Here is a 23,842-nt window from a genome sequence, read left to right on the forward strand (position 1 = left end):
CCGGCACCGATACGTCATGTTCGCCAGGATCCGCGCGATGTCGCGGGCAAACTGTTGACGAGCTCGTGCAATGGATGGAGCAGGAAGCCTCACACGGTCGCTTTTCAGATCGCTGAGGCCCCAAGCTGACCTGAAGGCGGCCGCTGTCGGAGCGGTCGTGCTTCTGCGCGAGTGGGTGCAGGACAAGCACGAAGAGGCGCGCGCTGCCGCCAGGGACAAGGCCAAAGCCAAGGCCAAGGTCAGGGCCGCCGTCGAGCGCGAGCCGCCGCCGCGCCTGGTTGCGCTGGTCGAGCGCTATCTGCCGCGCCGTGTCGGCCTCAGCATGACCGTGCTGCTGTTGATCGGCAGCTGCGGCTTCGGCATCGTCAAGGGCGGCCATCTCCAGGATTTCGTCACCGCGGTCAGCGATGCCCGCAATGCGCTGGCCAATTCCGCCGGCTTCCGCATCACCTCGGTCGTGATCAACGGCCGCAAGCAGCTGACCCAGGACGAGATCCTCGCGATCGGCGGCGTCAGCGGCCGCTCCTCGCTGCTGTTCCTCGATGCCGAGGCGGTGCGCGACAAGCTCAAGGCCAATCCCTGGATCGCGGATGCGACCGTGCTGAAGCTCTATCCGGGCCAGCTCATGATCGAGCTCACCGAGCGCAAGGCGTTCGCGCTGTGGCAGGAGGCCGGCCGGCTCTCGGTCATCGCCGACGACGGCGCCGTGCTCGAGCCCTATGTGTCGCGCCGCTTCCTGTCCCTGCCGCTCGTGGTCGGCAAGGGCGCCGAGACCCAGGCGCGCGATTTCCTGGCGCTGCTGGCGCGCTACCCGCAGGTCAATTCGGTGACGAAGGCCGCGATCTACGTCGGCGAGCGGCGCTGGAACCTGCGGCTCAAGGACGGTCTCGACATCCGCCTGCCCGAGCAGGACGTCGGCAACGCGCTTGCGACGCTGTCGAAGCTCGACAAGGAGGACAGGCTGTTCTCGCGCGATATCGTCGCCGTCGACATGCGACTGCCCGACCGGCTGGTGGTGCAGCTCTCCGAGGACGCCGCCAAGGCGCGCGAGGAGCTGTTCAAGGACAAGAAGAAAAAGAAGGCCGGGGATTCCGCATGACCGGTCTTGATCGCACCCAGACGCCCAAGACGCGCCCGATGCCGCACAAGCGCGGCGGCCTCGTCGCCTGCCTCGACATCGGCACCAGCAAGATCGCCTGCATGATCGCGCGGCTGAAGCCGTCGCCGCCGAGCGATGCGCTGCGCGGCCGCACCCATGCGGTGGAATTGATCGGCTACAGCCAGATCCAGTCGCGCGGCATGAAGGCCGGCGCGGTGATCGATCTCGGCGAATGCGAGCAGGCGGTGCGCCAGGCCGTCGGGCTCGCCGAAAAGATGGCCAAGGTGCGGGTCGAGTCCGTTCTGTTGTCGGTCTCCGGCGGGCGGCTCGCCGGCCAGCTGGTCGAGGCTGCCGCCGACATCCGTGGCGGCGCCGTGACGCCGGCCGATGTCAGCCGCGTCACCTCCACCGGCATGCGCCATGCCACCGGCGAGGGCCGCACCGTGCTGCACGCGCTGCCGGTCGGCTACACGCTCGACGGCGTCAAGGGCATCCGCGATCCGCGCGGCATGGTCGCGCACCAGTTCGGTGTCGACATGAACGTCGTCACCTGTGACGCCACCGTGGCGCGAAACCTGATGCTGGCGGTGGAGCGCTGCCACATCAATGTCGAAGCCATGGCAGCGAGCCCGTATGTGGCCGGCCTGGCGGTACTGACCGACGACGAGGCCGATCTCGGCGCCGCCGTCGTCGAGATGGGCGCCGGCACCACCACGATTGCCGTTTATTCGGGCGGCCGCTTCGTGCATGCGGCGGGTTTTGCGGTCGGCGGGCAACACATCACGATGGATCTTGCGCGCGGACTCTCGGCGACCATTGCCGATGCCGAGCGAATCAAGACCTTATACGGCACCGTCATCACCGGCGGATCGGACTCGCGTGAGCTGATGTCTGTGCCGACAGCCGGTGACGAGCAGGATCTGCCGCAGATCGTCTCCCGCGCCACCATCGCGAACATCGTCAAGCACCGTGCCGAGGAAGTCTTCGAAATGGTTCGGGACAAGCTGAAGGATTCGCCCTTCGCCGCAGAGCCCAACGGCCGCGTCGTGCTCTCGGGCGGCGCCTCGCAGCTGACCGGTCTCGTCGACCTCGGCACAAGGATTCTCGGCCGGCCCGTGCGGGTCGGCCGTCCGCTCGGTTTCGGCCGGCTGCCCGTTGAGGCGAAGAACGCCGCGTTCGCGGTGCCGACCGGACTTCTCGTCTACCCGCAATATGTTCACCTCGAACATGTCGAACCGCGGCATACGCGGCAGCAGGTCAAGACAGGGACCGGCGGATATTTCGGAAAGGTCGGACGATGGCTACGCGAGGGCTTCTGATGACCGCATTCTGCAATCTTCGATTTTCACCAACTCCCGCGGCCACCGGCCGGGGCGAACCCACGCGCGCGTGACGAGAGGCAGCAACCATGACCATCAGCATCAACGTTCCTGATATTCACGAACTGAAGCCCCGGATCACCGTGTTCGGCGTCGGCGGTGCCGGCGGCAACGCCGTCAACAACATGATCACGGCGGGCCTGCAGGGCGTCGACTTCGTGGTCGCCAACACCGACGCGCAGGCGCTGACGATGTCGAAGGCGCAGCGCATCGTGCAGATGGGCACGGCCGTCACCCAAGGCCTCGGCGCCGGCTCGCAGCCGAACGTCGGCGCCGCGGCGGCGGAAGAGGTGATCGACGAGCTGCGCGACCATCTCTCGGGCGCCAACATGGTGTTCGTCACCGCCGGCATGGGCGGCGGCACCGGCACCGGCGCTGCTCCCGTCATCGCCAAGACCGCGCGCGACATGGGCATCCTCACCGTCGGCGTCGTCACCAAGCCGTTCCACTTCGAGGGCGGCCGCCGCATGCGTACCGCTGAAGCCGGTATCAACGAGCTTCACAAGGTCGTGGATACGCTCCTGATCATCCCGAACCAGAACCTGTTCCGGGTCGCCAACGAGAAGACCACCTTCGCGGACGCCTTCGCGATGGCCGACCAGGTGCTCTATTCGGGCGTCGCCTGCATCACCGACCTGATGGTCAAGGAAGGCCTGATCAACCTCGACTTCGCCGACGTCCGCGCCGTCATGCGCGAAATGGGCAAGGCGATGATGGGCACCGGCGAAGCCTCCGGCGACAAGCGCGCGCTGACCGCCGCGGAAGCCGCGATCGCCAACCCGCTGATCGACGACTCGTCGATGAAGGGTGCCAAGGGCCTCCTCATCTCCATCACCGGCGGCAAGGACCTCACTTTGTTCGAGGTCGACGAGGCCGCGACCCGCATCCGCGAGGAAGTCGACCAGGACGCCAACATCATCGTCGGCGCGACCTTCGACGAAGCGCTCGACGGCCTGATCCGCGTCTCGGTGGTCGCCACCGGCATCGAGCAGGCCGCGATCGCCCGCAACAGCCAGGCGACCTCCGCGCCGGTCGCCAACCCGGCACCGCAGGTGCAGCAGGCTGCCGCCCCGGCCGCCGCTGCCGAGAGCCGTCTCGCCGACCTGACCGCCCGGCTCCGTGCCGACAACCAGCGTCTGGCCGAGCGCGCCCAGAAGCTCGAAGCCCATAGCCCGGTCGCCGCGCCGGCTCCCGCGGCCGCCGCACCCCGTCAGAACGTCGAGCGCGCTGCGCTCGCCGCCATCGCCGCTGCCGTTTCCGAGGTGCCGCAGGCGCCCGTGCCGCAGACCTATGGCGACGTCACCGTGCGCCCGATCGCGCAGAAGCCGACCCTGTTCCCGGAGCCCGACATGGCCCCGGTCGCGGTGCAGGAGCCGATGACGCCCGACACCTTCATCCCGCCGCAGGCCGAGCGTCCGGCCCGGGCGCCGCGCATGCCGCGAATCGAGGAGCTGCCGATGCCGGCGCAGGCCGAGATTCGGCAGGCCCGCGGCGAGGCCGAGGAAGAGACCCCGCAGAAGACCCGCCTGTCGCTGCTGCAGCGCCTCGCCAATGTCGGCCTCGGCCGTCGCGACGAGGAAAGCGAGCCGCCGGTCGCGGCCCGCACCGCCGGTCCCGCAATGCCGCCGCTACCCGATCGCCGGCCGCAGAAGACCGTGGCGCAGCAGATCGCAGCCAGTGAGCCGGTATCTGAATATGCCCGTCGTCCCGCGCCGCAAGGTCTGGACGTCCATGGCCGCCCCGCGCCTGTTGCGCCAGCGCCACAGGGTGACGACCATCTTGATATCCCGGCCTTCCTGCGGCGGCAGGCGACCTGAGGATTGTTACAATAAGGCAGACGAAAAAAGGTCCCGGCGGGAAGCTTGCCGGGACCTTTCCTTTTGATCCGGACATGTCCGGACTGCGCAGCCAAACAACTGATTTTAAATCATTAATTACGTATTCGGTGGTTCAGTAAAACTGCCGATGACGGTCCCGAAACCCGGCGCAATTTGGTTAAGCCTTGGCGCGAATACGGCAGGTTTGGGGTAACAATCGGTAAAAAACCGTGAGTTGGCGCTGTTTGAGGCAGCAACTATGGTTTGCCGTGACTTGGGGATACGAAGATTCGCAAAGCGTCGGCTCTGGCCGGCCAAGCGGGTCTCGTATAAGTCGCAGTGGTCTTAGTGGGGCGGGTTCCTGATGAAGTTTAGCCGGCAAACAACGCTTCGTGCGCAAGCCTCCGTGGCAGGCGTAGGCGTTCATTCCGGTCTTCCTGTTACTCTCACGCTTGGGCCTGCGCCTGTCGACGCGGGTTTTATTTTTGTCCGGACCGGACTTGAGGGAAGTGACCGCGAAGTCCAGGCGACCGCCGACCAGGTGACCGCGACCGACTTTGCCACCGTCCTCGGCGACCGCAACGGTCCGCTGGTGTCCACCGCCGAGCATGTGCTTGCTGCACTGCGGGGGATGGGCGTCGATAACGCCACCATCGAAATCGACGGTCCTGAAGTCCCGATCATGGACGGCAGCGCCGCGGCCTTCATCGCGGCGATCGACCAGGCCGGTATCGTCACCCAGCCGGCCCAGCGCCGTTTCATCCAGGTTCTGAAGCCGGTCTCGGTCAAGATCGGCGACTCCTTCGGCGAGATCAGGCCCCACACCAATGGGTTCCGCGTCGAGGTCGAGATCGATTTCACCAATCCCGTCATCGGCCAGCAGGCTTACGCCTTCGACGTCAACCCTGAAGGTTTCCGCCGCGAGGTCGGCCGGGCCCGGACCTTCGGCCTGATGTGCGACGTCGCGCGGCTCTGGAGCGCGGGCTATGCCCTCGGCGCCTCGTTCGACAACACCGTCGTCTTCGACGATGAGCGGCTGCTCAACACCGAAGGCCTGCGCTACGCCGATGAATGCGCCCGCCACAAGGTGCTGGACGTGATCGGCGACCTCTCGCTGGCCGGCCTGCCGCTGCTGGGCGCCTACCGCTCGGTACGCGGCGGCCACAAGCTCAACCACGCCGTCCTGACCGCGCTGCTCGCCGACCGGACCGCCTGGCGGGTGGTCGAGGGCGAGGCTGCCCGCCGCAGCACGCGTCCCGTGGGTGAGGTCGGTCGCGGCATCGTCGGCGGCCGGGTCGCTGCGGCCTTCGGGCCGGATGTGTCCTGACGCGGACTGCCGCCTTCGGAACGTGGTTGGCGACCTCCGGGAAACTCCTGGTAACCATGATCGGCTAGCATTGCGGCAGGTTCGCCTTAATCCGGGCGAAATGCCTCCCTATCCGGTTCGTTAACGATCGTTTTCGGATACATCGGCGTGGTCGCATGGCAGGCACCACGGTTACATTTCGCGCCCATGAGGGGTTCGTGGGCTGGCGGACAGCGCATCACAGGCGTCAGGGCTTAAACTCATGTCGGCACAGCGTATGACGCGCGGATATTTCCAGGCCTTGTCCCGAGAGGTCTCGTCGCGAGCCCGCGGGCTGCTTCAGGCCGTCACCTTCATCATGCTCGCACTGCCGCTCGCCGGATGCGGCACGGGCGCGCTCTGGGACAAGTTCACGGCCAAGGACGACACCTTCGTCGAGGAGCCCGCCGACAAGATCTACAATGAGGGCCTGTACCTCATGAACGAGAAGAAGGACATGAAGGCGGCGAACAAGAAGTTCGAGGAGGTCGACCGCCAGCATCCTTATTCCGACTGGGCCCGCAAATCGCTGCTGATGTCGGCCTACGCGTCCTATCAGGGCGGCGACTATGACGGCTGCATCGGCGCCGCCACCCGCTATGTCACGCTGCATCCCGGCAGCCCGGATGCGGCCTATGCGCAATACCTGATCGCCGCCTCCCATTACGACCAGATTCCGGACATCAGCCGCGACCAGACCCGCACCGAGAAGGCGATCGCCGCGCTGGAAGAGGTGGTGCGCAAATATCCGAACTCGGAATATGCGACCTCGGCCAAGGCCAAGATCGAGGGCGCGCGCGACCAACTCGCCGGCAAGGAGATGAATGTCGGCCGCTACTACGCCCAGAAGCGCGACTACACGGCCGCCATCAATCGTTACAAGACCGTCGTCACGCAGTACCAGACCACCCGCCATGTCGAGGAGGCGCTGTTCCGGCTGACCGAGGCCTATATGGCGATCGGCATCGTCGGCGAAGCGCAGACCGCGGCAGCCGTGCTTGGGCACAATTTTCCTGACAGCCGCTGGTACAAGGACGCCTATAATCTTGTAAAATCCGGCGGTCTCGAGCCGAGCGAGAATCAGGGGTCCTGGATCAGCCGGACCTTCAAGAAGATGGGTCTCGGCTAGGAAATAGGGTTCCATGCTGGCGCGTCTGTCGATCCGTGACATCGTCCTGATCGAACGGCTCGATATCGAATTCGCCTCCGGCCTCGCGGTTTTGACCGGCGAGACTGGTGCGGGCAAATCCATCCTGCTCGATGCTTTTGCGCTGGCGCTCGGCGGCCGCGGCGACGCCGGCCTCGTGCGCCACGGTGCGGAGCACGGGCAGGTCACCGCCGTCTTCGATGTCCCGAAGAATCACCCAGCGACGAAGATACTGGCCGAGAACGGCCTCGACGACACCGGGGAGATGATTCTCCGCCGCGTGCAACTCGCCGACGGCCGCACCCGCGCCTTCATCAACGACCAGTCTATCAGCGTGCAGACGTTGAAGGCGGTCGGCTCCGCCCTGGTCGAGATCCACGGCCAGCACGACGAGCGCGCGCTGGTCGATGCCGCCACCCACCGCCGCCTGCTCGACGCTTTTGCCGGCCTCGAAAAGGACGTTACGGCGGTCGAAGCGCTCTGGGATGCGCGCCGCACCGCCAACACCGCGCTGGAGGAGCATCGCGCCGCCATGGAGCGCGCGGCACGCGAGGCCGATTATCTGCGCCACGCCTCGGACGAGCTGAAGCAGCTGGCGCCCAGGGACGGCGAGGAGACCGCGCTGGCCTCCCGCCGCACCACCATGATGCAGGGCGAGAAGATCGCCTCCGATTTGCGCGAGGCGCAGGAAGCCGTCGGTGGCAATCATTCGCCCGTCGCAGCCCTCTCGGCGGCGGTGCGCCGGCTGGAGCGCCGCGGCGTCAACTCGCCGGCGCTGGTCGAGCCGGCGGTGAAGGCGATCGACGCGGCAATCAATGCGCTGGAGGAAGCCGACCAGCATCTCCAGGCGGCGCTGGCCGCAACCGATTTCGATCCGGCCGAGCTCGAGCGCATCGAGGAGCGGCTGTTTGCCTTGCGTGCAGCGTCCCGCAAATATTCGACACCGGTCGACGGGCTCGCCGCGCTGGCCGCCAAATACGCCGCCGACGTCGTCCTGATCGATGCCGGCGCCTCGCGCCTGAAGAAGCTGGAGCAGGCCGCGATCGATGCGGACAGAAGCTACGCGGCGGCCGCCAAGAAGCTGTCGCTGGCGCGGCAGAAATCGGCCGAGAAGCTCAACAAGGCGGTCAATGCCGAGCTCGCTCCGCTCAAGCTCGAACGCGCCAAATTCATGACCCAGGTCGAGACCGACGAGGCTGCGCCCGGGCCGCAAGGCTTCGACCGCGTCGAGTTCTGGGTGCAGACCAATCCGGGCACCAAGCCGGGGCCCTTGATGAAGGTCGCCTCCGGCGGCGAGCTGTCGCGCTTCCTGCTCGCGCTCAAGGTGGTGCTGTCCGACCGCGGCTCGGCGCCGACGCTCGTCTTCGACGAGATCGACACCGGCGTCGGCGGTGCGGTGGCGGACGCCATCGGCGGGCGCCTGGCGCGGCTTGCCGGCAAGGTCCAGGTCATGGCCGTGACCCACGCCCCGCAGGTCGCCGCCCGCGCCGACCAGCACCTGCTCATCTCCAAGGACGCCCTCGACAAGGGCAAGCGCGTCGCCACCCGCGTCAATGCGCTCGCCGCCGACCACCGCCGCGAGGAGATCGCGCGCATGCTGGCGGGCGCCGAGATCACGGCCGAGGCGAGGGCGGCGGCGGAACGGCTGCTGAAGGCAGCGACGGCTTAGGCTCGTGTCCCGGACGCGCGGAGCGCGAGCCGGGACCCAGAGTTCATGCCGCATGGGCCCCAGCTCTGCAGCGCACCACTGAAGGAGCGCTGCGCCGACACTTTAACCGCCTTTACCCCTCCGCCCGCTCCGTCGTATCCAAGCGCCATGGCCAGAGCAGCAAAATCCAAAGCCACACCGTTACGCGACGTCGCCGATCTCACCAAGGCGCAGGCCAAGGTCGAGCACATGCGGCTCGCGCTCGAGATCGAGGGGCACAACGAGCGCTACTATCAGGAGGACGCGCCTGTTGTCACCGATGCCGAATACGACGCGTTGCGGCAGCGCTTCAATGCGATCGAGAAGCGCTTTCCCGAGTTCGTCAGCGCGGACTCGCCCTCGCAGAAGGTCGGCGCCGCACCATCGGGGCGCTTCAGGAAAGTCCCGCATGCCGTGCCCATGCTGTCGCTCGACAACGCCTTTGCGGAGGAGGACGTGCGCGACTTCGTCGGACGCATCGTGCGCTTCCTCAAGCTCGACGACGACAGGATCGACTTCTCCGCCGAGCCGAAGATCGACGGCCTGTCGATGTCGCTGCGCTACGAGGGCGGCGAGCTCGTCACCGCCGCGACGCGCGGCGACGGCGCGGTCGGGGAGGACGTCACCGCCAACATCCGCACGCTCGAAGACGTGCCGCAGAAGCTGAAGGGCCGCAACATCCCCGACATCTGCGAGGTGCGCGGTGAGGTCTACATGACCAAGAAGGCGTTCCTGGCGCTCAACGAGCGGCAGAAGGCGGCAGGCGACACCGTCTTCGCCAATCCGCGCAATTCGGCCGCGGGCTCGCTCCGGCAGAAGGACCCGACCATCACCGCCTCGCGCCCGCTCGGCTTTTTCGCCTATGCCTGGGGCGAGATGAGCGCGATGCCGGAAGACACGCAGAGTGGCATGATCTCCTGGTTCGAGCGCTGCGGCTTCAAGACCAATCCACTGACCAAGCTCTGTCACTCCGTCGAAGAGCTGCTCGCCTTCCATCACGCGATCGAGGAGCAGCGCGCGCGGCTCGACTACGACATCGACGGCGTCGTCTACAAGGTCGACCGCATCGACTGGCAGGAGCGGCTCGGCTTCGTCTCGCGTACGCCGCGCTGGGGCATCGCGCACAAATTCCCGGCCGAGCGCGCCATGACGGTGCTGCGCGACATCGAGATCCAGGTCGGCCGTACCGGCTCATTCACGCCGGTCGGCAAGCTCGAACCGGTCGGCGTCGGCGGCGTCATCGTCCAGAACGTCACGCTGCACAACGAGGACTACATCAAGGGCATCGGCAACAAGGGCGAGGTGCTGCGCGAGGGCCGTGACATCAGGATCGGCGACACCGTCGTGATCCAGCGCGCCGGCGACGTCATCCCGCAGGTGGTCGACGTCGTGCTCGACAAGCGGCCGAAGACGGCCAGGGAATTCCACTTCCCGAAGACGTGCCCGTGTCCGCTGCACACCGACGTCGTGCGCGAGGAGACGGCGACGGGCGAGGAGGGCTCGCGCGCCCGCTGCACCGGCGAGTTCGCCTGTCCCTACCAGAAGATCGAGCATCTGAAGCTGTTCGTGTCGCGGCGGGCCTTCGACATCGACGGCCTCGGCGAGAAGCAGCTCCAGTATTTCTTCGACGAGGGGTGGGTGAAGGAGCCCGCCGACATCTTCACGCTGGAGAAGCGCAACGCCAAGCTCAAGCTCGAGGAGATCGAAGGTTACGGTGCGACCTCGGTGCGCAACCTGTTCGGCGCCATCGAGAGCCGGCGCAGAATCGCGCTGGAGCGCTTCATCTTCGCGCTCGGCATGCGCCACGTCGGCGAGACCACGGCGCTGGCGCTGGCGCGCGGCTACGGCTCGTGGGATGCGTTCCACGACGCCTGCCTGAAAGTTGCCAAGGGCGACGAGGAGGCGATGGCCGAGATGGATGCGCTCGACCAGATCGGCGACACCGTGATCAAGAGCATCGCCGATTATTTCGGCGAGAGCCATAATCGCGGCATCGTCGAACGCCTGACCAGGGAGGTCGAGATCATCGACGCCGAGAAGCCGAAGAGCAATTCGGCCGTCGCCGGCAAGACCGTGGTGTTCACGGGATCGCTGGAGAGGATGACGCGGGATGAAGCCAAGGCCACGGCCGAGCGGCTGGGAGCCAAGGTGTCGGGCTCGGTGTCGAAAAAGACCGACCTCGTCGTTGCGGGACCCGGCGCCGGCTCGAAGCTCGCGGACGCCAACAAGCACGGCGTCAAGGTTCTGACCGAAGACGAGTGGCTGAAGCTGATCGGGGAATGAGGGGCGCGTTTGGCGCCTCATCGCCCAAGCTCCCGCAACAAGCGTCCCGTAATGATACGCGGGCGCAAGAGTTCCTTCACCTTTCGCGTTGACCCGATGTTTACCGCTTCGCGTGAGGCCGCATTTACCAATGCGCCACGTCGCCCCGTGAAAACACCTGCATTCGCTTGAGTGTGCCGCCTGCGCAACGCCGATTAACGCCCCGGCAACCTAAATTAGATACTCACGATAAAGGTCGAATTGCACGGATGTACTGAGTTCGATCGGACGAGCGTAAGCGTAGCGTGAGCGTATCGATGTCTGTGTTGCGTAACCATCCGAAGGGCGCGCGGTTCGCGTCCTTCGGCATCGGTCTCTGCATCTTCGCATTGATGCCGAGAGAGACCGGCTATCAGGACATTGCCTCGTTGCTGGCGCGCCAACCCGGCGTCGCCGAGCGTTGGCAGAAGCAGGTGTTCTCCGCTGCGTCCTCGATCCAGCTCGCCACCTACAGTTTTTCCCGCCCCATCGGCACGTCGGTTCCGCAGAGCGCGATGGTTCGGCTCGCGAGCCTCGACGGCCGCGACGTCACCGGCGCGATCAGCCGCAATCCGGCGCTTCAGGCGCCGCCGCGCTACCAGGCGTCCGACTTTCCCAAGGTCGATCGCGCCTTGAAGGGTGATCGCCTCGCAATCGTCACGCCGACGCAGTCTCCCGAGACCGTCGCGCCGGCTGCGGCGCCGGCCAAGGAAGATCCCGCGACCTCGAACAGCTCGGTGTTCGGCGCCAAGACCGCCGCACTGCCGCCGTCGATGTCGCCGGAATCGGCGGCCGCGCTCGATCCCGAGCTGCAGGAGGCGATGCGCGCGCCGCCACTTCCGCAATATTCCAACCCGCCGCAGGCGAGCGAGACCGCGCGCGCGTTGGCGGTGCAGCCGCTGGAAGCGCTGAAGCGGGACGCGGCGCCGGCTGCGCCCGCGCGCGATCCCTTCAGCGTCAAGACATCGAGCCTGTTCTTCGGCAGCTCGTCGCTCGGCGGCAATCTCGAGACCATCGAGAGCTGGCAGCCCGGCGCCGAGCCGCTGATCGTGATACCCGATCCCGACATGAAGGTGACGGCCTCGCTGAGCCCGCCGACGGCGGAGATCGCCAGGGACATCGAGAGCGGCGAGAGCGTTGCGCCGAAGGGCGAGGTCAATGCCGACAATCAGCGCGGCAAGTCGCCGGCGGAACGGCTCGCGCTCGACGACAAGTCGCGCGCCAAGTCCGAGAAGTGTCTTGCCGAAGCCGTCTATTTCGAGGCCCGCGGCGAAGCCGTGCGCGGCCAGATTGCGGTGGCGCAGGTGGTGATGAACCGCGTGTTCTCCGGCAAATACCCTGACACGGTGTGCGGCGCGGTCTACCAGAACAAGCACCGGCATCTGGCCTGCCAGTTCACCTTCGCCTGCGACAACAATCCGGACGTGATCCGCGAGCCCGAAATGTGGGAGCGCGCCAAGAAGATCTCCAAGGCGATGCTCGACGGCCAGATCTGGCTGCCCGAGGTCGGCAAGTCCACGCACTATCATGCCTATTGGGTGCGCCCGTCCTGGGTCGCCGAGATGAAGAAGCTGTACAAGACCGGCGTGCACACCTTCTATCGGCCGCGCAATTGGGGCGACGGCAGCGAGGAACCGAGCTGGGGCTCGCCGGCGCAGACCGCCGCGCTGTCGGCCGAGCTCGCACAGGAAGCCAAGAGCTCCGCGGAGATGGGTGAGCGGCGGTAGTTTTCTTACCTCTCCCCGCTCGCGGACCGCAAGCCGGGAGAGGCGAAGACATTACGCCTCGATGTCCAGAGCGCAGTCGAAATTCGGCGCCGAATGGGTCAGGGCACCGGCCGAGGCATAGTCGACGCCGGTGGCCGCGATGGCGGCGATCGAGTCGAGCGTGACGCCGCCGGACGCTTCCAGCGCGAGCCGGCCCGCGCTGAGCCTCACCGCCTCGCGCAATGTCGGAAGGTCCATGTTGTCGAGCAGCACCGCGTCGGCCATTCCGCTGTCGAGCACCTCGCGCAGCTGCGCCAGCGTGTCGACCTCGATCTCGATCTTCACGAGATGGCCGGCATGCGCGCGGGCGCGCTCCAGCACCGGTCGGATGCCGCCGGCGACCGCAATGTGGTTGTCCTTGATCAGGATCGCGTCGTCGAGCCCGAAGCGATGGTTGAAGCCGCCGCCGCAGCGCACCGCATATTTCTCCAGCGCGCGCAGTCCCGGCGTCGTCTTGCGCGTGCAGCAGATGCGCATCCTGGTGCCTTCGGCGCGCGCGACATAGTCCGCCGTGAGCGTGGCGATGCCCGACAGCCGGCCGACGAAGTTCAACGCGGTCCGCTCCGCCGTGAGGATGGCGCGCGCCGGCCCTGAGATCGTCAACACGTGCTGGCCTCGCGCAACCCGCACGGCATCGCGGACATGCGCGCGCACCTCGATCTCGGGCGACAGCTTCTGCAAGGTCGCGAGCGCCAGCGGCAATCCGGCGATCACGCCGGCCTGGCGCGCGACCAGGATGGCTTGCGCGCGCGTCGCCTCCGGGATGGTCGCCAGCGAGGTGATGTCGCCGGCGCGGCCGAGGTCCTCATCGAGCGCGCGACCGGCGGCCGCTTCGATCGCCAGCGGCGAGAGGAAGGCATCGGGATAGAGCAGTGAGGTCGGGGTGATCATGGGGCCTCCTTCAGGCGATCATGGATTGCGCAATGCGGGGCCGCGGGCGTTCCTCGAGGCTCTCCGCGACCTCGCGCGCCGCGGCGAGCGTGGTCATCGTTCTCTGCGCCAGCGCTGCGTTCTCGACCGGGTGATCGGAACGGCAATGCGCGCCGCGGCTTTCGCGCCGGGTCCAGGCCGCTGCCGCAACGAGCAGGGCGGAGATCGCCATGTCGCGGAGGACGCCGTGTGCGGCTTCGCGCTCGACTTTGGCGAAATGGCGCACGGCTTGTGCAAGCCCGTCACCGTCGCGGATCACGCCGACATGTGCGCTCATCGTCGCGCGCAGCCGCTTCACCTCTGCAATATCCAGCGCGCCACCGCGCGGCGTCACCAAACCGTCGGGAAGCCGGGCCGGCGGGGGCAGGGCGCGGCCGGCGATGTCGTCGGCAATGCGGGCGGCATAGACGACGGCTTCGAGCAGGGAATTCGAGGCGAGCCGGTTGGCGCCATGCGCGCCGGTGGAGGAGACTTCGCCGGCGGCCCAGAGGCCGCCGATCGAGCTGCGGCCGTGCGCGTCGACCGCGATGCCGCCCATGTGGTAATGCGCGGCCGGCGCAATCGGGATGACTTGCGTCGCGGGATCGATGCCGGCGGCGATGCAGCTCGCATGCACGGCCGGAAACCGCGTCGCGAAGCGCGCGCCCAGCGTCTGGCGCGCATCGAGGAACGCGCCGCGTCCGGCCGCGATCTCGGCGAACACGCCGCGGGCCACGATGTCGCGGGGCGCGAGCTCGGCGAGCGGGTGGCGGGCGCTCATGAAGCGCTCGCCGTTGCCATTGATCAGCGTTGCCCCTTCGCCGCGCAGCGCCTCGGTGGCGAGCGGTGCGGGGTCGCGGCCGACCATGATGGCGGTGGGGTGGAATTGCACGAATTCAGGATCGGCGATCACGGCGCCGGCGCGGGCTGCGATCGCAAGGCCCGAGCCGCTCGCTTCCGGCGGGTTGGTGGTGACGGCGTAGAGATGGCCGAGCCCGCCGGTCGCAAGCACGATTGCGCGCGAGGCGAGCACGAGTGGCCGTGCCGCTTGATTGCCGGCCTCGCGCAATTGAAGTCCGGTGACCGCGCCGTCCTCCGTCAGCAGTGCTTCGGCGACGAAGCCTTCCATGAGGCGGATCGAGGGCGTGCGGCGCACGGCCTCGCTCAAGGCCGCGATGATCGCGGCGCCGGCGCCGTCGCCGCGCACATGGACGATGCGCCGCGCGGAATGCGCAGCTTCGCGTCCGACGGCAAGCCTGCCGTCGAGATCGCGATCGAACGGAACGCCATAGGCAAGAAGGTCGTGGATGCGCGGCGCCGCCTCGCGCGCGATCCCGAGCGCGACGGCTGCATCGACGAGGCCGCCGCCGACGGCGACGGTGTCGGCAGCATGTGCCTCCGGCGTATCGCCTTCGGCGATTGCTGCCGCGATGCCGCCTTGCGCCCATGCGGAGGATGCGCCGTACCCGAGCGGTGCCGCCGAGATCAGGGTTACCGGCCGCGGCGCCAGCTTCAGCGCGCAGAACAGTCCGGCAAGGCCGCCGCCGACGATGACGACGTCGTCGGTGCGGGCGAGGTCGTGGATGTCGTGTTGCATGTGCCGCCCTCAATTCTTCAGATTGATCATGCGCTCGACCGAGCGCCGCGCGCGTTCCGCGAGCGCGGGATCGATCGTCACCTCCTCGCCAAGCGTCAGCAGGCTCTCCAGGATGTTGGCGAGCGTGATGCGCTTCATGTGCGGGCAGAGATTGCAGGGGCGGAGCATCTCGACGTCGGGCAGCTCGGCCCTGACATTGTCGGCCATCGAGCATTCCGTGATCATGACCAGCCGCCGTGGCCGCTTCGCCCGCACCCAGTTGATCATGTGCGCGGTCGAGCCGGTGAAGTCGGCTTCCGCCAGCACGTCCGGCGGGCATTCCGGATGCGCGATGATCTGCACCGACGGATCGGCTTCGCGAAAGCTCCGCAGCTCCGCGCCCGTGAAGCGCTCATGCACCTCGCAGGCGCCTTTCCAGGCGATGATCTTCACGTCAGTCTTCGATGCCACGTAGGTGGCAAGGTATCGGTCGGGCAGGAAGATCACGGTCGGGGCGTTCAGGCTCTCGACCACCTGCACCGCGTTCGAGGACGTGCAGCAGATGTCGACCTCGGCCTTCACCTCCGCCGAGGTGTTGACATAGGCGACCACAGGCACGCCGGGGAATTTCTCCCGCAGCAGCCGCACGTCCGCACCTGTGATGCTGGCGGCAAGCGAGCAGCCGGCGCGCGAATCCGGGATCAGGACGGTCTTGTCCGGATTGAGCAGCTTGGAGGTCTCGGCCATGAAGTGCACGCCGCATTGGACGATGATGCCGGCCTGCACCTTGGTGGCTTCCACCGCGAGCTGGAGCGAGTCGCCGCCGATATCGGCGACGCAGTGGAAGATCTCCGGGGCCTGGTAATTGTGGGCGAGGATCACCGCGCCCCGCGCGCGCTTCAGCTCGTTGATTGCGTGAATCGTCGGCGCCATCAGCGGCCATTCGATCGACGGGATCACGTGCTTGACGCGGTCATAGAGCGGCGCGGTGGCGCGTTCGACCGCCGGCGTCCATTCCAGGGACGGCATCGGCCATGTCGGTCCCGGAGGCACCGGCGCTGCGCGCGGGGAGGCGATGGGTTGGCCTTGCGGCCGGTCAGTAAGGTCGTCGGGACCGTAAATTGCAGTGATCGGCATTGCAGCCTCCCAAATGTGGCCATCAACCGTGGCTGTTATGCTCAAATTGAGAATATGTGGAGCCCGAGAAATCCGGCCGCGGAGGGCCGGGTGAACGTCGCTGCTACCCAAATATGCTCAATATGAGTAAATCAAACATAGCACGCATTCGCGCGTGTCGCTAGGGCCTGCCGCACACATTCCCGTCACTGCGCACCCGCCAGGCGAGGCCAGATCGAAACGCAATGCTCCCGCGTCAGCTCTTCGTGGAATGCAACCGTTTTTGACTTGGGATTTTCATGCAGATGCATTAAACGGGCGGTCCCGCGGCTGCTGATTTGCGGATCCGCCAACGACAGACGAGGAAAAACCATGTCGGCACAGATCGGCGAGCTCGCGCCGGCCTCACGTTCCTCCAGCTGGCGGACCCCGGCCGTCATCATCCTCTGCGGTTGTGCCATCGGCATGCTCGGCTTCGGTCCGCGCTCGGCGCTCGGCTTCTTCGTGCAGCCGATGAGCCACGAATTCAGCTGGGGCCGCGACGTGTTCGGCCTCGCCATCGCCGTGCAGAATCTGTTGTGGGGATTGGGCCAGCCGCTCGCCGGTGCGGTTGCGGATCGCTTCGGCCTGTTCCGGGTGATGTGCGTCGGCGCGCTGCTCTATGCCGGCGGCCTGCTCTTGATGCGCTATTCCACGACGCCGCTGTCGCTCGACCTCGGCGCCGGCGTCATGATCGGCTTCGGTCTCGCCGGCTGTTCGTTCAATCTGGTTCTGTCGGCGTTCAGCAAGCTCTTGCCGGCCGAGAAGCGCGGCCTTGCGCTCGGTGCCGGCACGGCGGCGGGCTCGTTCGGGCAGTTCCTGTTCGCACCGATCGGAGTCGCCTTGATCGACAATTTCGGCTGGCAGCAGGCGCTCTCCGTGTTCGGTTTCCTGATGCTGCTGATCATACCGCTCTCGCTGGCGCTCTCGACGCCCCCGGTGACGAACGCGAACAGTGCGATGCCCGCGGACGACCAGACCATCACCAAGGCGCTGGCCGAAGCTTTCGGTCATCGCTCCTACGTGCTCCTGGTGCTCGGCTTCTTCACCTGCGGCTTCCAACTCGCCTTCATCACCGTGCATCTGCCGGCCTTCCTGGTCGATCGCGGTATCTCGACACAAACCGGCGGCTGGGTGATCGCGGCGATCGGCCTGTTCAACATCATCGGCTCGCTCAGCGTCGGCTATCTCCAGAACTCACTGCCCAAGCGCTACATCCTCTCGACCATCTATTTCACGCGGGCGCTGGCAACGCTCGCCTTCATCTCGTTCCCGATCACGCCGTTCTCGGCGATCGCGTTCGGCGCGATCTCCGGCCTGACCTGGCTGTCGACGGTGCCGCCGACCTCGGCGCTGGTGGCGCTGATGTTCGGCACGCGCTGGCTCGCCACGCTCTATGGCTTTGCCTTCGTCAGCCATCAGGTCGGCGGCTTCCTCGGCGTCTGGCTGGGCGGCATCGTGTTCGAACGTTTCGGTTCCTACACGCCGATCTGGTGGCTCTCGATCCTGTTCGGCGTGCTCTCGGCGCTGATCAATCTTCCGATCGTGGAGAAACCTGTGGCACGGGCGGTTGCGCAGCCGGCCTGATCGGCTAAACATCCCCGGCAAACAAAGTCAGGGAGTTCAGTCGTGGCCACATTCAAGGCTGTCAGGATCGACAAGGCGGACAAGGGCACCACCGCCGCGCTCACGCAGTTCGACGAAGCCGAGCTGATGGAGGGCGACGTCACCGTCCGGGTGGAATGGTCGACGCTGAACTACAAGGACGGCCTTGCGCTCACCGGCAAGGCGCCGGTGGTGCGCCGCTTCCCGATGATCGCCGGCATCGATTTCGCCGGCACGGTCGAAGCCTCCTCGCATCCGCAGTGGAAGGCGGGCGACAAGGTCGTCTGCACCGGCTGGGGCATGGGCGAGACCCATCTCGGCGCCTATGCCGAGAAGGCGCGGGTGAAGGGCGACTGGCTGGTCGCGCTGCCGCAGGGCCTGTCGACACGCGATGCCATGGCGATCGGCACCGCCGGCTTCACCGCGATGCTCGCGGTGCTGGCGCTGGAGAAGCACGGCATCTCGCCGAAGAGCGGCCCGGTCGTGGTGACGGGCGCTGCCGGCGGCGTCGGCTCGGTCGCGATCGCCGTGCTCTCGAAGCTCGGCTACCACGTCATCGCCTCGACCGGCCGGGCCTCCGAGGCCGACTACCTGAAGCAGCTGGGGGCTGCCGAGATCATCGACCGCAACGAACTGTCGGCGCCGGCAAAGCCTCTCGCCAAGGAGCGCTGGGCCGGCGGCGTCGACAGCGTCGGCTCGACCACCCTCGCCAACCTGCTCTCGATGACGAAATATGGTGGCGCGATCGCGGCCTGCGGCCTGGCGGCCGGCATGGACCTGCCGTCGTCGGTGGCGCCGTTTATTTTGCGCGGAGTGTGCCTTCTCGGCATCGATTCGGTGATGTGCCCGATCGAACCCCGGAAAGCTGCCTGGCAGCGTTTGGCCTCCGACCTGGATCGGACAAAACTAACTGAAATCACTGAGGAAATTTCGCTCGACCAAGCCCCGGGGTGGGGCGCGAAAATCCTGGCCGGCCAGGTTCGCGGCCGCGTCGTGGTAAAAATTGTCTAACGGCGTTCAGACTTTACCAACCAAGCTGCTTCAATGTCGCCATGGTTGGTATGGTAAGCAGCGGGTAAAGAGCTAAAGGCATCGCCCGCCGCGGGGGTTGGTTCGGAGTTGAGCATGCTTGCGCGTATTGTGTTGGGGGCTGTCACGGCGGCAGCGACGTTTGCGCCGGCCATCGCTGGAAGCATGAACGCCGACGAGGCGCGGCGCTTCGTGGCCGGCAAGGTGTTCGCCTTCACCTGTTTCGACGGTACCCGCGGTGCAGGCCGTATCCTCGACGATCTCGGCGCCGCAGGTGCAGTGCAGTTCTCCGGCGCAGGCCCGGTTCGTCATCTCCGTCTGCCCGGCAATACGCTCCAGATCCGCGGCCAGAACGTCTGCGCCTCGATCAAGGGCATCCCGTTCGAGCCCTGCTTCAACCTGGAAAAGACCGACGACCGCAGCTTCCGCGGCTCGGTGTCGGGCATGGGCTTCGCCTATTGCGACTTCCGTCACCAGGGCGGCAATCAGATGCTGATGGCGCGTGCTGCGGCGCGCCCGCGCTCGCTGCACAGGCCCGAGCACACCGGCACGGTCGCTGCGTCGAACACCGAGGTCGCCGCGCGCGTCGAGACGCCGCGTGTCGAGGGCAGCCGGCTCGAGCCGGTGAAGTCCGAGCCGGCGAAGAACGAAGCCCCGCTGGAGCTGCGCCGCTCCACGCAGTGAGCTCGCCCGCACGGGACAACCCGCGTCATTGATCGTCGAAGGCATCATCGAACACCAAGCCGCCCACGCCGTAGTCATACGGACGGCGGCTTTCATGCCTTGGTAGCTGTTCGGGTCTCAGTTTGCGTGCGGCCGGGAGGGGGTCCCACGCAAGGGTTCAACGATGTCGCTCTATTTCTTCCGCATCAGCACCGGCCGCTATTCGGGCGCCGCCGACCTGCCGTACGAGTTCGAGGATCGCGCGGCCGCCTGGACCGAAATGACCGAGGTGTGCGCCAATCTGCTCAGCGGCATCGCGCGCAGCCTGCAGCCGAATGCCGAGTGGTGCATGGAGCTGCTCGACGAGGACAAGAAGCCGGTCTTCCGCATCAGCCTCGTCGGCGAGACCATCGGATGCAAAGCGTCCTAGCTCCGACCTGAAGCTGCAATTTACAACCATGACGGGATCATTTCCCTTCGCGCTCAATCATTTATCGTACAAAGTCAGTATTTCTGCGAAGGCTCTCGTTAACCAAATCGGAATGTGAAGCGCTCACTTTTTGGGCAAGGGCGCAGTCAACGCCAGCGGCAGCCGACAATGACTCGGCTGCGCATTCCTTCGGGGAAACTTGCCCATGCTGAGCCTAGTTCAGAATCTGAGGATCGGGACCAAGCTGGCGATTGCGTCGGCGCTCGGTGTGCTCCTGGTCTTTTGCATGATTGCAAGTCAGCACATCGGCAACGGCAATGTGCGAGAGGCCAACAAGGGCGCGGTCGCGCAGCTTCAGCTGGCGCGCGAGGCCGTCGAAGCCAAGCTGGCGGTGCGCAGCATGCAGCTCGCCGTCCGGGACATTCGGCTCGCCGGCAACGCGGCCGAGCTGCAGAAGGCGAGCGGTGCTCTCGTCGAGCGCGACGAGACCTTGACCAAGCTCGCCGAAACGATGCTGAAGCAGTCACATTCGCCGGAAAACCGGGCGCGGATGGAAAAGCTCAAGTCTCTGGCCGCCGATTATCTCAAGGCCGGCCGGGAGGTCGCAGCAGTGCGCGGCGAAGCCCTCGGGGCCACGGGGCCCGATGCAGCTGCCAAGGTAGCGCGGCTGATCGAGGAAACCGCACGTCTGGTCCGCGAAGGGACGCTGCCGATTGCCGCGCAAATGGACCAGGTTGCCGGCCAGATCGCCGAATTCGCCACGCACAAGAGTGAAGCTGAGATTGCCGCTTCCGTGCAGGAGATGGCGTCGAGCGAGCAGATCGGAATGGTGGTCGGCGCATTCGCCATGTTCGTCCTCGTCGGCTCCTGGCTGATGTCTTTCCTGAGCATCGCGCGGCCGATCCGTGCGCTCACGATCGCCATGGACAAGCTCGCAGGCGGCGATTTCTCCGTGGTGCTGCCCGGTCTCGGCCGCAAGGACGAGGTCGGCGGCGTCGCGGCGGCCGTCGAAAAGTTCAAGATCGTGTCGGAGCAGAAGGCGCGCGAGGAGGCCGAAGCCAAGACCAGGCAGGACCAGCTTGCGGCCGCGCAGCGCAAGGCCGAGATGCACAAGCTGGCCGACGGCTTCGAGGCGGCGATCGGTGAAATCGTCGACACCGTGTCCTCGGCCGCGACCGAGCTGGAAGCTTCCGCCTCGACGCTGACCGCGACTGCGACGCGCGGGCAGGAGGTCACCACCATGGTGGCTGCCGCTTCCGAGGAAGCGTCCACCAACGTGCAGTCGGTGGCGTCGGCGACCGAGGAGCTGTCGTCGTCGATCACCGAGATCAGCCGGCAGGTACAGGAATCCGCGCGCGTCGCCGGCGATGCGGTGAACCAGGCCCGCACCACGACCGATCGCGTCGGCGAGCTTTCCGCGGCGGCGGCGCGGATCGGCGACGTGGTCGAGCTGATCAACACCATCGCCGGCCAGACCAATCTCCTGGCGCTCAATGCAACGATCGAGGCCGCGCGCGCCGGCGAGGCCGGGCGCGGCTTTGCCGTGGTCGCCTCGGAGGTCAAGGCGCTCGCCGAGCAGACTGCGAAGGCGACCGGCGAGATCGGCCAGCAGATCGCCAGCATCCAGACCGCCACCGAGCATTCGGTCGGCGCGATTAAGGACATCAGCCACACCATCGAGAGGCTGTCGGAGATCTCCTCGACCATCGCAGCCGCCGTCGAAGAGCAGGGCGCCGCAACGCAGGAGATTTCCCGCAACGTACAGCAGGCGGCGACCGGCACCCATCAGGTGTCGTCCAACATCACCGACGTGCAGCGCGGCGCGAGCGAGACCGGTTCGGCATCCTCGCAGGTGCTGGCGGCAGCGCAGTCGCTGTCCGGCGACAGCAATAGGCTCAAGCTGGAGGTCGGAAAGTTCCTGGATACCGTGCGCGCGGCCTGACACGCGCCTTTCGCCAGCGGCGCATAGGTCGCAACGGGAGAAGCCGGTGCGACTGCAAGAGAGAGTTGCAGGAAACCACGATCGCTGCGCACGAGCCGTGTTTTTACGTAGCCTCCTGTTAACGCCTGTTTGCGATTATGGGCGCAATCCTTCGGGGAAAGAACCAGCCAGCATCGTTGAACTGATCCCCGCCCAGTCGTCCGTCGTGACGACTGCGGCGCAAGTGATGTGCGCGTTGCCTAGGTAATTATCGGGATTGTCGTGATGTCGAAGTTGTCGATCGTCTTCAAGCTGCTGACCGTGCTGTCGGTCCTCGTGCTCTCGCTCGCCGGTGTCGGCGTGATGGCGATTGGCACGATGCAGAACATCAACGCCCATACCGTCGAGATTGCGGAGAGCTGGCTGCCGAGCGTTCGTGCGCTCGGCTCGATGCGTGCCGACATCAACGAGCTCCGCGTCGCGCTGCGTCTGCACCTGATGCAGGACACCGCCGAGGGCAAGGAGGCCGCGGAGAAGCGGCTGGCAGGCTTGCGCGAGCGCATCGAGAAGACCCGCAAGGTCTACGAGCCGCTGATCACGGTCGCCGAGGAACGCTCGCTGTACGAGCAATGGAGCAAGGCCTGGGCTGAATATCTGAACGGCGTGCAGGAGACGATGGCGCTGTCGCGCAAGAGCATCGGGCGCTTTCCGACGGACGCCAACGAGATGCTGCAGACCAAGGTCGCGAAGATGGCGCAAGCCGCCGATCCGCTGCTGCAGAAGGGCATCGAGCTCAACAACAGGGGCGCGGAGCTGGAGACCAAGCAGGCCTCTGAAAGCTATGCGTTCATCTTCCGCGTACTGGTTGGCATCATCGTCGCGGCAGTCGTGATTGCGATCGCCGCTGCCTATTACCTCGTGCGCGACGTCTCGCGCGGCATCGCCTCGATCATCCGACCCATGCAATCGCTCGGCGAGGGCGACCTCTCGGCCGAGGTGCCGCATCGCGGCGAGAAGACCGAGATCGGCGCGATGGCGGACGCGCTCCAGATCTTCAAGGAAGCCCTGATCGCCAAGAAGGCTGCCGACGCGGCGGCCGCGCGCGACGCCGAGGCCAAGATCGAGCGCGGCCGCCGCGTCGACGCCATCACCCGCAATTTCGAGGTCATGATCGGCGAGGTCGTCGAGACCGTGTCGTCGGCCTCGACCGAGCTCGAGGCCTCCGCGGCAACGCTGAGCGGCACGGCGCAGCGCGGCAAGGAGCTCGCAACCGTCGTTGCGGCCGCATCGGAGGAAGCTTCCACCAACGTCCAGGCGGTGGCCTCCGCCTCCGAGGAGCTGTCGTCGTCCATCACCGAGATCAGCCGCCGCGTGCAGGATTCGGCGCGAATGGCGGCGGAAGCGGTCGAGCAGGCGGCGCGGACCAACGAGCGCGTCAACGCGCTGTCGCAGGCCGCCGCCCGCATCGGCGACGTGGTCGAGCTGATCAACACCATCGCGGGCCAGACCAACCTGCTCGCGCTGAACGCGACCATCGAGGCGGCGCGCGCGGGCGAAGCCGGCCGCGGCTTTGCCGTCGTCGCCTCCGAGGTCAAGGCGCTGGCCGAGCAGACCGCGAAAGCGACCGGCGAAATCGGGGCGCAGGTTTCGGGCATCCAGGCGGCGACGCAAGAATCCGTCAGCGCGATCCAGGAGATCGGCGGCACCATCGAGCGGCTCTCCGAGGTGTCCGCGGCGATCGCCGCCGCCGTCGAGGAGCAGGGCGCGGCCACGCAGGAGATTTCGCGCAACGTTCAGCAGGCCTCACTCGGCACGCAGGAGGTCTCGTCCAACATCACCAACGTGCAGCGCGGCGCGATCGAGACCGGCTCGGCCTCGGGCGAAGTGCTGTCGGCGGCGAAGTCGCTGGCGACCGACAGCACCCGCCTGAAGGTCGAGGTCGCGCAGTTCCTGGAATCCGTCCGCGCGGCATAGAGCCATCGTTCGTTTTCCACCTCTCCCCGCTGGGGAGAG

Annotated in this window: 17 protein-coding genes; 14 read left to right on the top strand and 3 right to left on the bottom strand. The window is 66.6% G+C overall.

Annotated features, from left to right (window positions below; all coding sequences use genetic code 11):
• Positions 1-70: 70 nt before the first annotated feature.
• The 8 genes from BDOA9_RS13850 (at position 71) to BDOA9_RS13885 (ending at position 12,502) form a co-directional block, all read left to right on the top strand.
• On the top strand, positions 71-1,099 hold the full coding sequence (locus BDOA9_RS13850; RefSeq protein WP_025034539.1) for a cell division protein FtsQ/DivIB: 1,029 nt from the start codon (positions 71-73) through the stop codon (positions 1,097-1,099).
• The gene (gene ftsA / locus BDOA9_RS13855; protein WP_025034540.1) at positions 1,096-2,418 is read left to right on the top strand and encodes a cell division protein FtsA; all 1,323 of its coding nucleotides are present in this window, start codon (positions 1,096-1,098) and stop codon (positions 2,416-2,418) included. The genes BDOA9_RS13850 and ftsA overlap by 4 nt, the downstream gene beginning before the upstream one ends.
• Positions 2,419-2,507: 89 nt before the next feature.
• Entirely contained in the window at positions 2,508-4,295 is a 1,788-nt protein-coding gene (gene ftsZ / locus BDOA9_RS13860; RefSeq protein WP_025034541.1) for a cell division protein FtsZ, read from the top strand.
• A gap of 364 nt (positions 4,296-4,659) precedes the next feature.
• Positions 4,660-5,622: a UDP-3-O-acyl-N-acetylglucosamine deacetylase gene (lpxC, locus tag BDOA9_RS13865; protein WP_025034542.1), complete on the top strand. Its 963-nt coding sequence runs from the start codon at positions 4,660-4,662 to the stop codon at positions 5,620-5,622.
• Positions 5,623-5,863: 241 nt separating this feature from the next.
• Positions 5,864-6,769 carry an outer membrane protein assembly factor BamD gene (locus tag BDOA9_RS13870; RefSeq protein WP_025034543.1) on the top strand — a complete coding sequence of 302 codons (906 nt, stop codon included), beginning with the start codon at positions 5,864-5,866 and terminating at the stop codon, positions 6,767-6,769.
• Between the two features lie 13 nt (positions 6,770-6,782).
• A complete protein-coding gene (recN, locus tag BDOA9_RS13875) occupies positions 6,783-8,456 on the top strand; it encodes a DNA repair protein RecN (RefSeq protein WP_025034544.1) in 1,674 nt (557 codons plus the stop codon).
• Between the two features lie 147 nt (positions 8,457-8,603).
• Positions 8,604-10,757, top strand: a complete 2,154-nt coding sequence (ligA, locus tag BDOA9_RS13880; protein WP_025034545.1) for an NAD-dependent DNA ligase LigA — start codon at positions 8,604-8,606, stop codon at positions 10,755-10,757.
• Between the two features lie 296 nt (positions 10,758-11,053).
• Positions 11,054-12,502, top strand: coding sequence for a cell wall hydrolase (locus BDOA9_RS13885; RefSeq protein ID WP_025034546.1), 1,449 nt, complete (start codon positions 11,054-11,056; stop codon positions 12,500-12,502).
• Between the two features lie 51 nt (positions 12,503-12,553).
• Here the strand turns inward: BDOA9_RS13885 and nadC are convergent, their stop codons facing one another.
• From nadC to nadA, 3 genes are read right to left on the bottom strand one after another with little or no spacing between them, the layout of a single operon-like run.
• A complete protein-coding gene (nadC, locus tag BDOA9_RS13890; protein WP_025034547.1) occupies positions 12,554-13,432 on the bottom strand; it encodes a carboxylating nicotinate-nucleotide diphosphorylase in 879 nt (292 codons plus the stop codon).
• Positions 13,433-13,442: 10 nt separating this feature from the next.
• On the bottom strand, positions 13,443-15,047 hold the full coding sequence (locus tag BDOA9_RS13895; protein ID WP_025034548.1) for an L-aspartate oxidase: 1,605 nt from the start codon (positions 15,045-15,047) through the stop codon (positions 13,443-13,445).
• A 9-nt stretch (positions 15,048-15,056) separates the two neighbouring features.
• Positions 15,057-16,163, bottom strand: coding sequence for a quinolinate synthase NadA (nadA, locus tag BDOA9_RS13900; RefSeq protein WP_025034549.1), 1,107 nt, complete (start codon positions 16,161-16,163; stop codon positions 15,057-15,059).
• Positions 16,164-16,514: 351 nt separating this feature from the next.
• Between nadA and BDOA9_RS13905 the strand changes: the two genes are divergently transcribed.
• The 6 genes from BDOA9_RS13905 (at position 16,515) to BDOA9_RS13930 (ending at position 23,803) form a co-directional block, all read left to right on the top strand.
• Positions 16,515-17,768: an MFS transporter gene (locus BDOA9_RS13905; RefSeq protein WP_025034550.1), complete on the top strand. Its 1,254-nt coding sequence runs from the start codon at positions 16,515-16,517 to the stop codon at positions 17,766-17,768.
• Between the two features lie 42 nt (positions 17,769-17,810).
• Positions 17,811-18,797, top strand: coding sequence for an acrylyl-CoA reductase (NADPH) (acuI, locus tag BDOA9_RS13910; RefSeq protein ID WP_025034551.1), 987 nt, complete (start codon positions 17,811-17,813; stop codon positions 18,795-18,797).
• Between the two features lie 114 nt (positions 18,798-18,911).
• The gene (locus BDOA9_RS13915; RefSeq protein WP_025034552.1) at positions 18,912-19,499 is read left to right on the top strand and encodes a hypothetical protein; all 588 of its coding nucleotides are present in this window, start codon (positions 18,912-18,914) and stop codon (positions 19,497-19,499) included.
• Between the two features lie 163 nt (positions 19,500-19,662).
• Entirely contained in the window at positions 19,663-19,908 is a 246-nt protein-coding gene (locus BDOA9_RS13920; RefSeq protein WP_025034553.1) for a DUF6894 family protein, read from the top strand.
• 205 nt (positions 19,909-20,113) lie between these two features.
• A complete protein-coding gene (locus BDOA9_RS13925) occupies positions 20,114-21,850 on the top strand; it encodes a methyl-accepting chemotaxis protein (protein ID WP_025034554.1) in 1,737 nt (578 codons plus the stop codon).
• Positions 21,851-22,114: 264 nt separating this feature from the next.
• Entirely contained in the window at positions 22,115-23,803 is a 1,689-nt protein-coding gene (locus tag BDOA9_RS13930; protein ID WP_025034555.1) for a methyl-accepting chemotaxis protein, read from the top strand.
• Positions 23,804-23,842: the final 39 nt, after the last annotated feature.

The organism is Bradyrhizobium sp. DOA9 (assembly GCF_000617845.2).
Classification (GTDB): domain Bacteria; phylum Pseudomonadota; class Alphaproteobacteria; order Rhizobiales; family Xanthobacteraceae; genus Bradyrhizobium.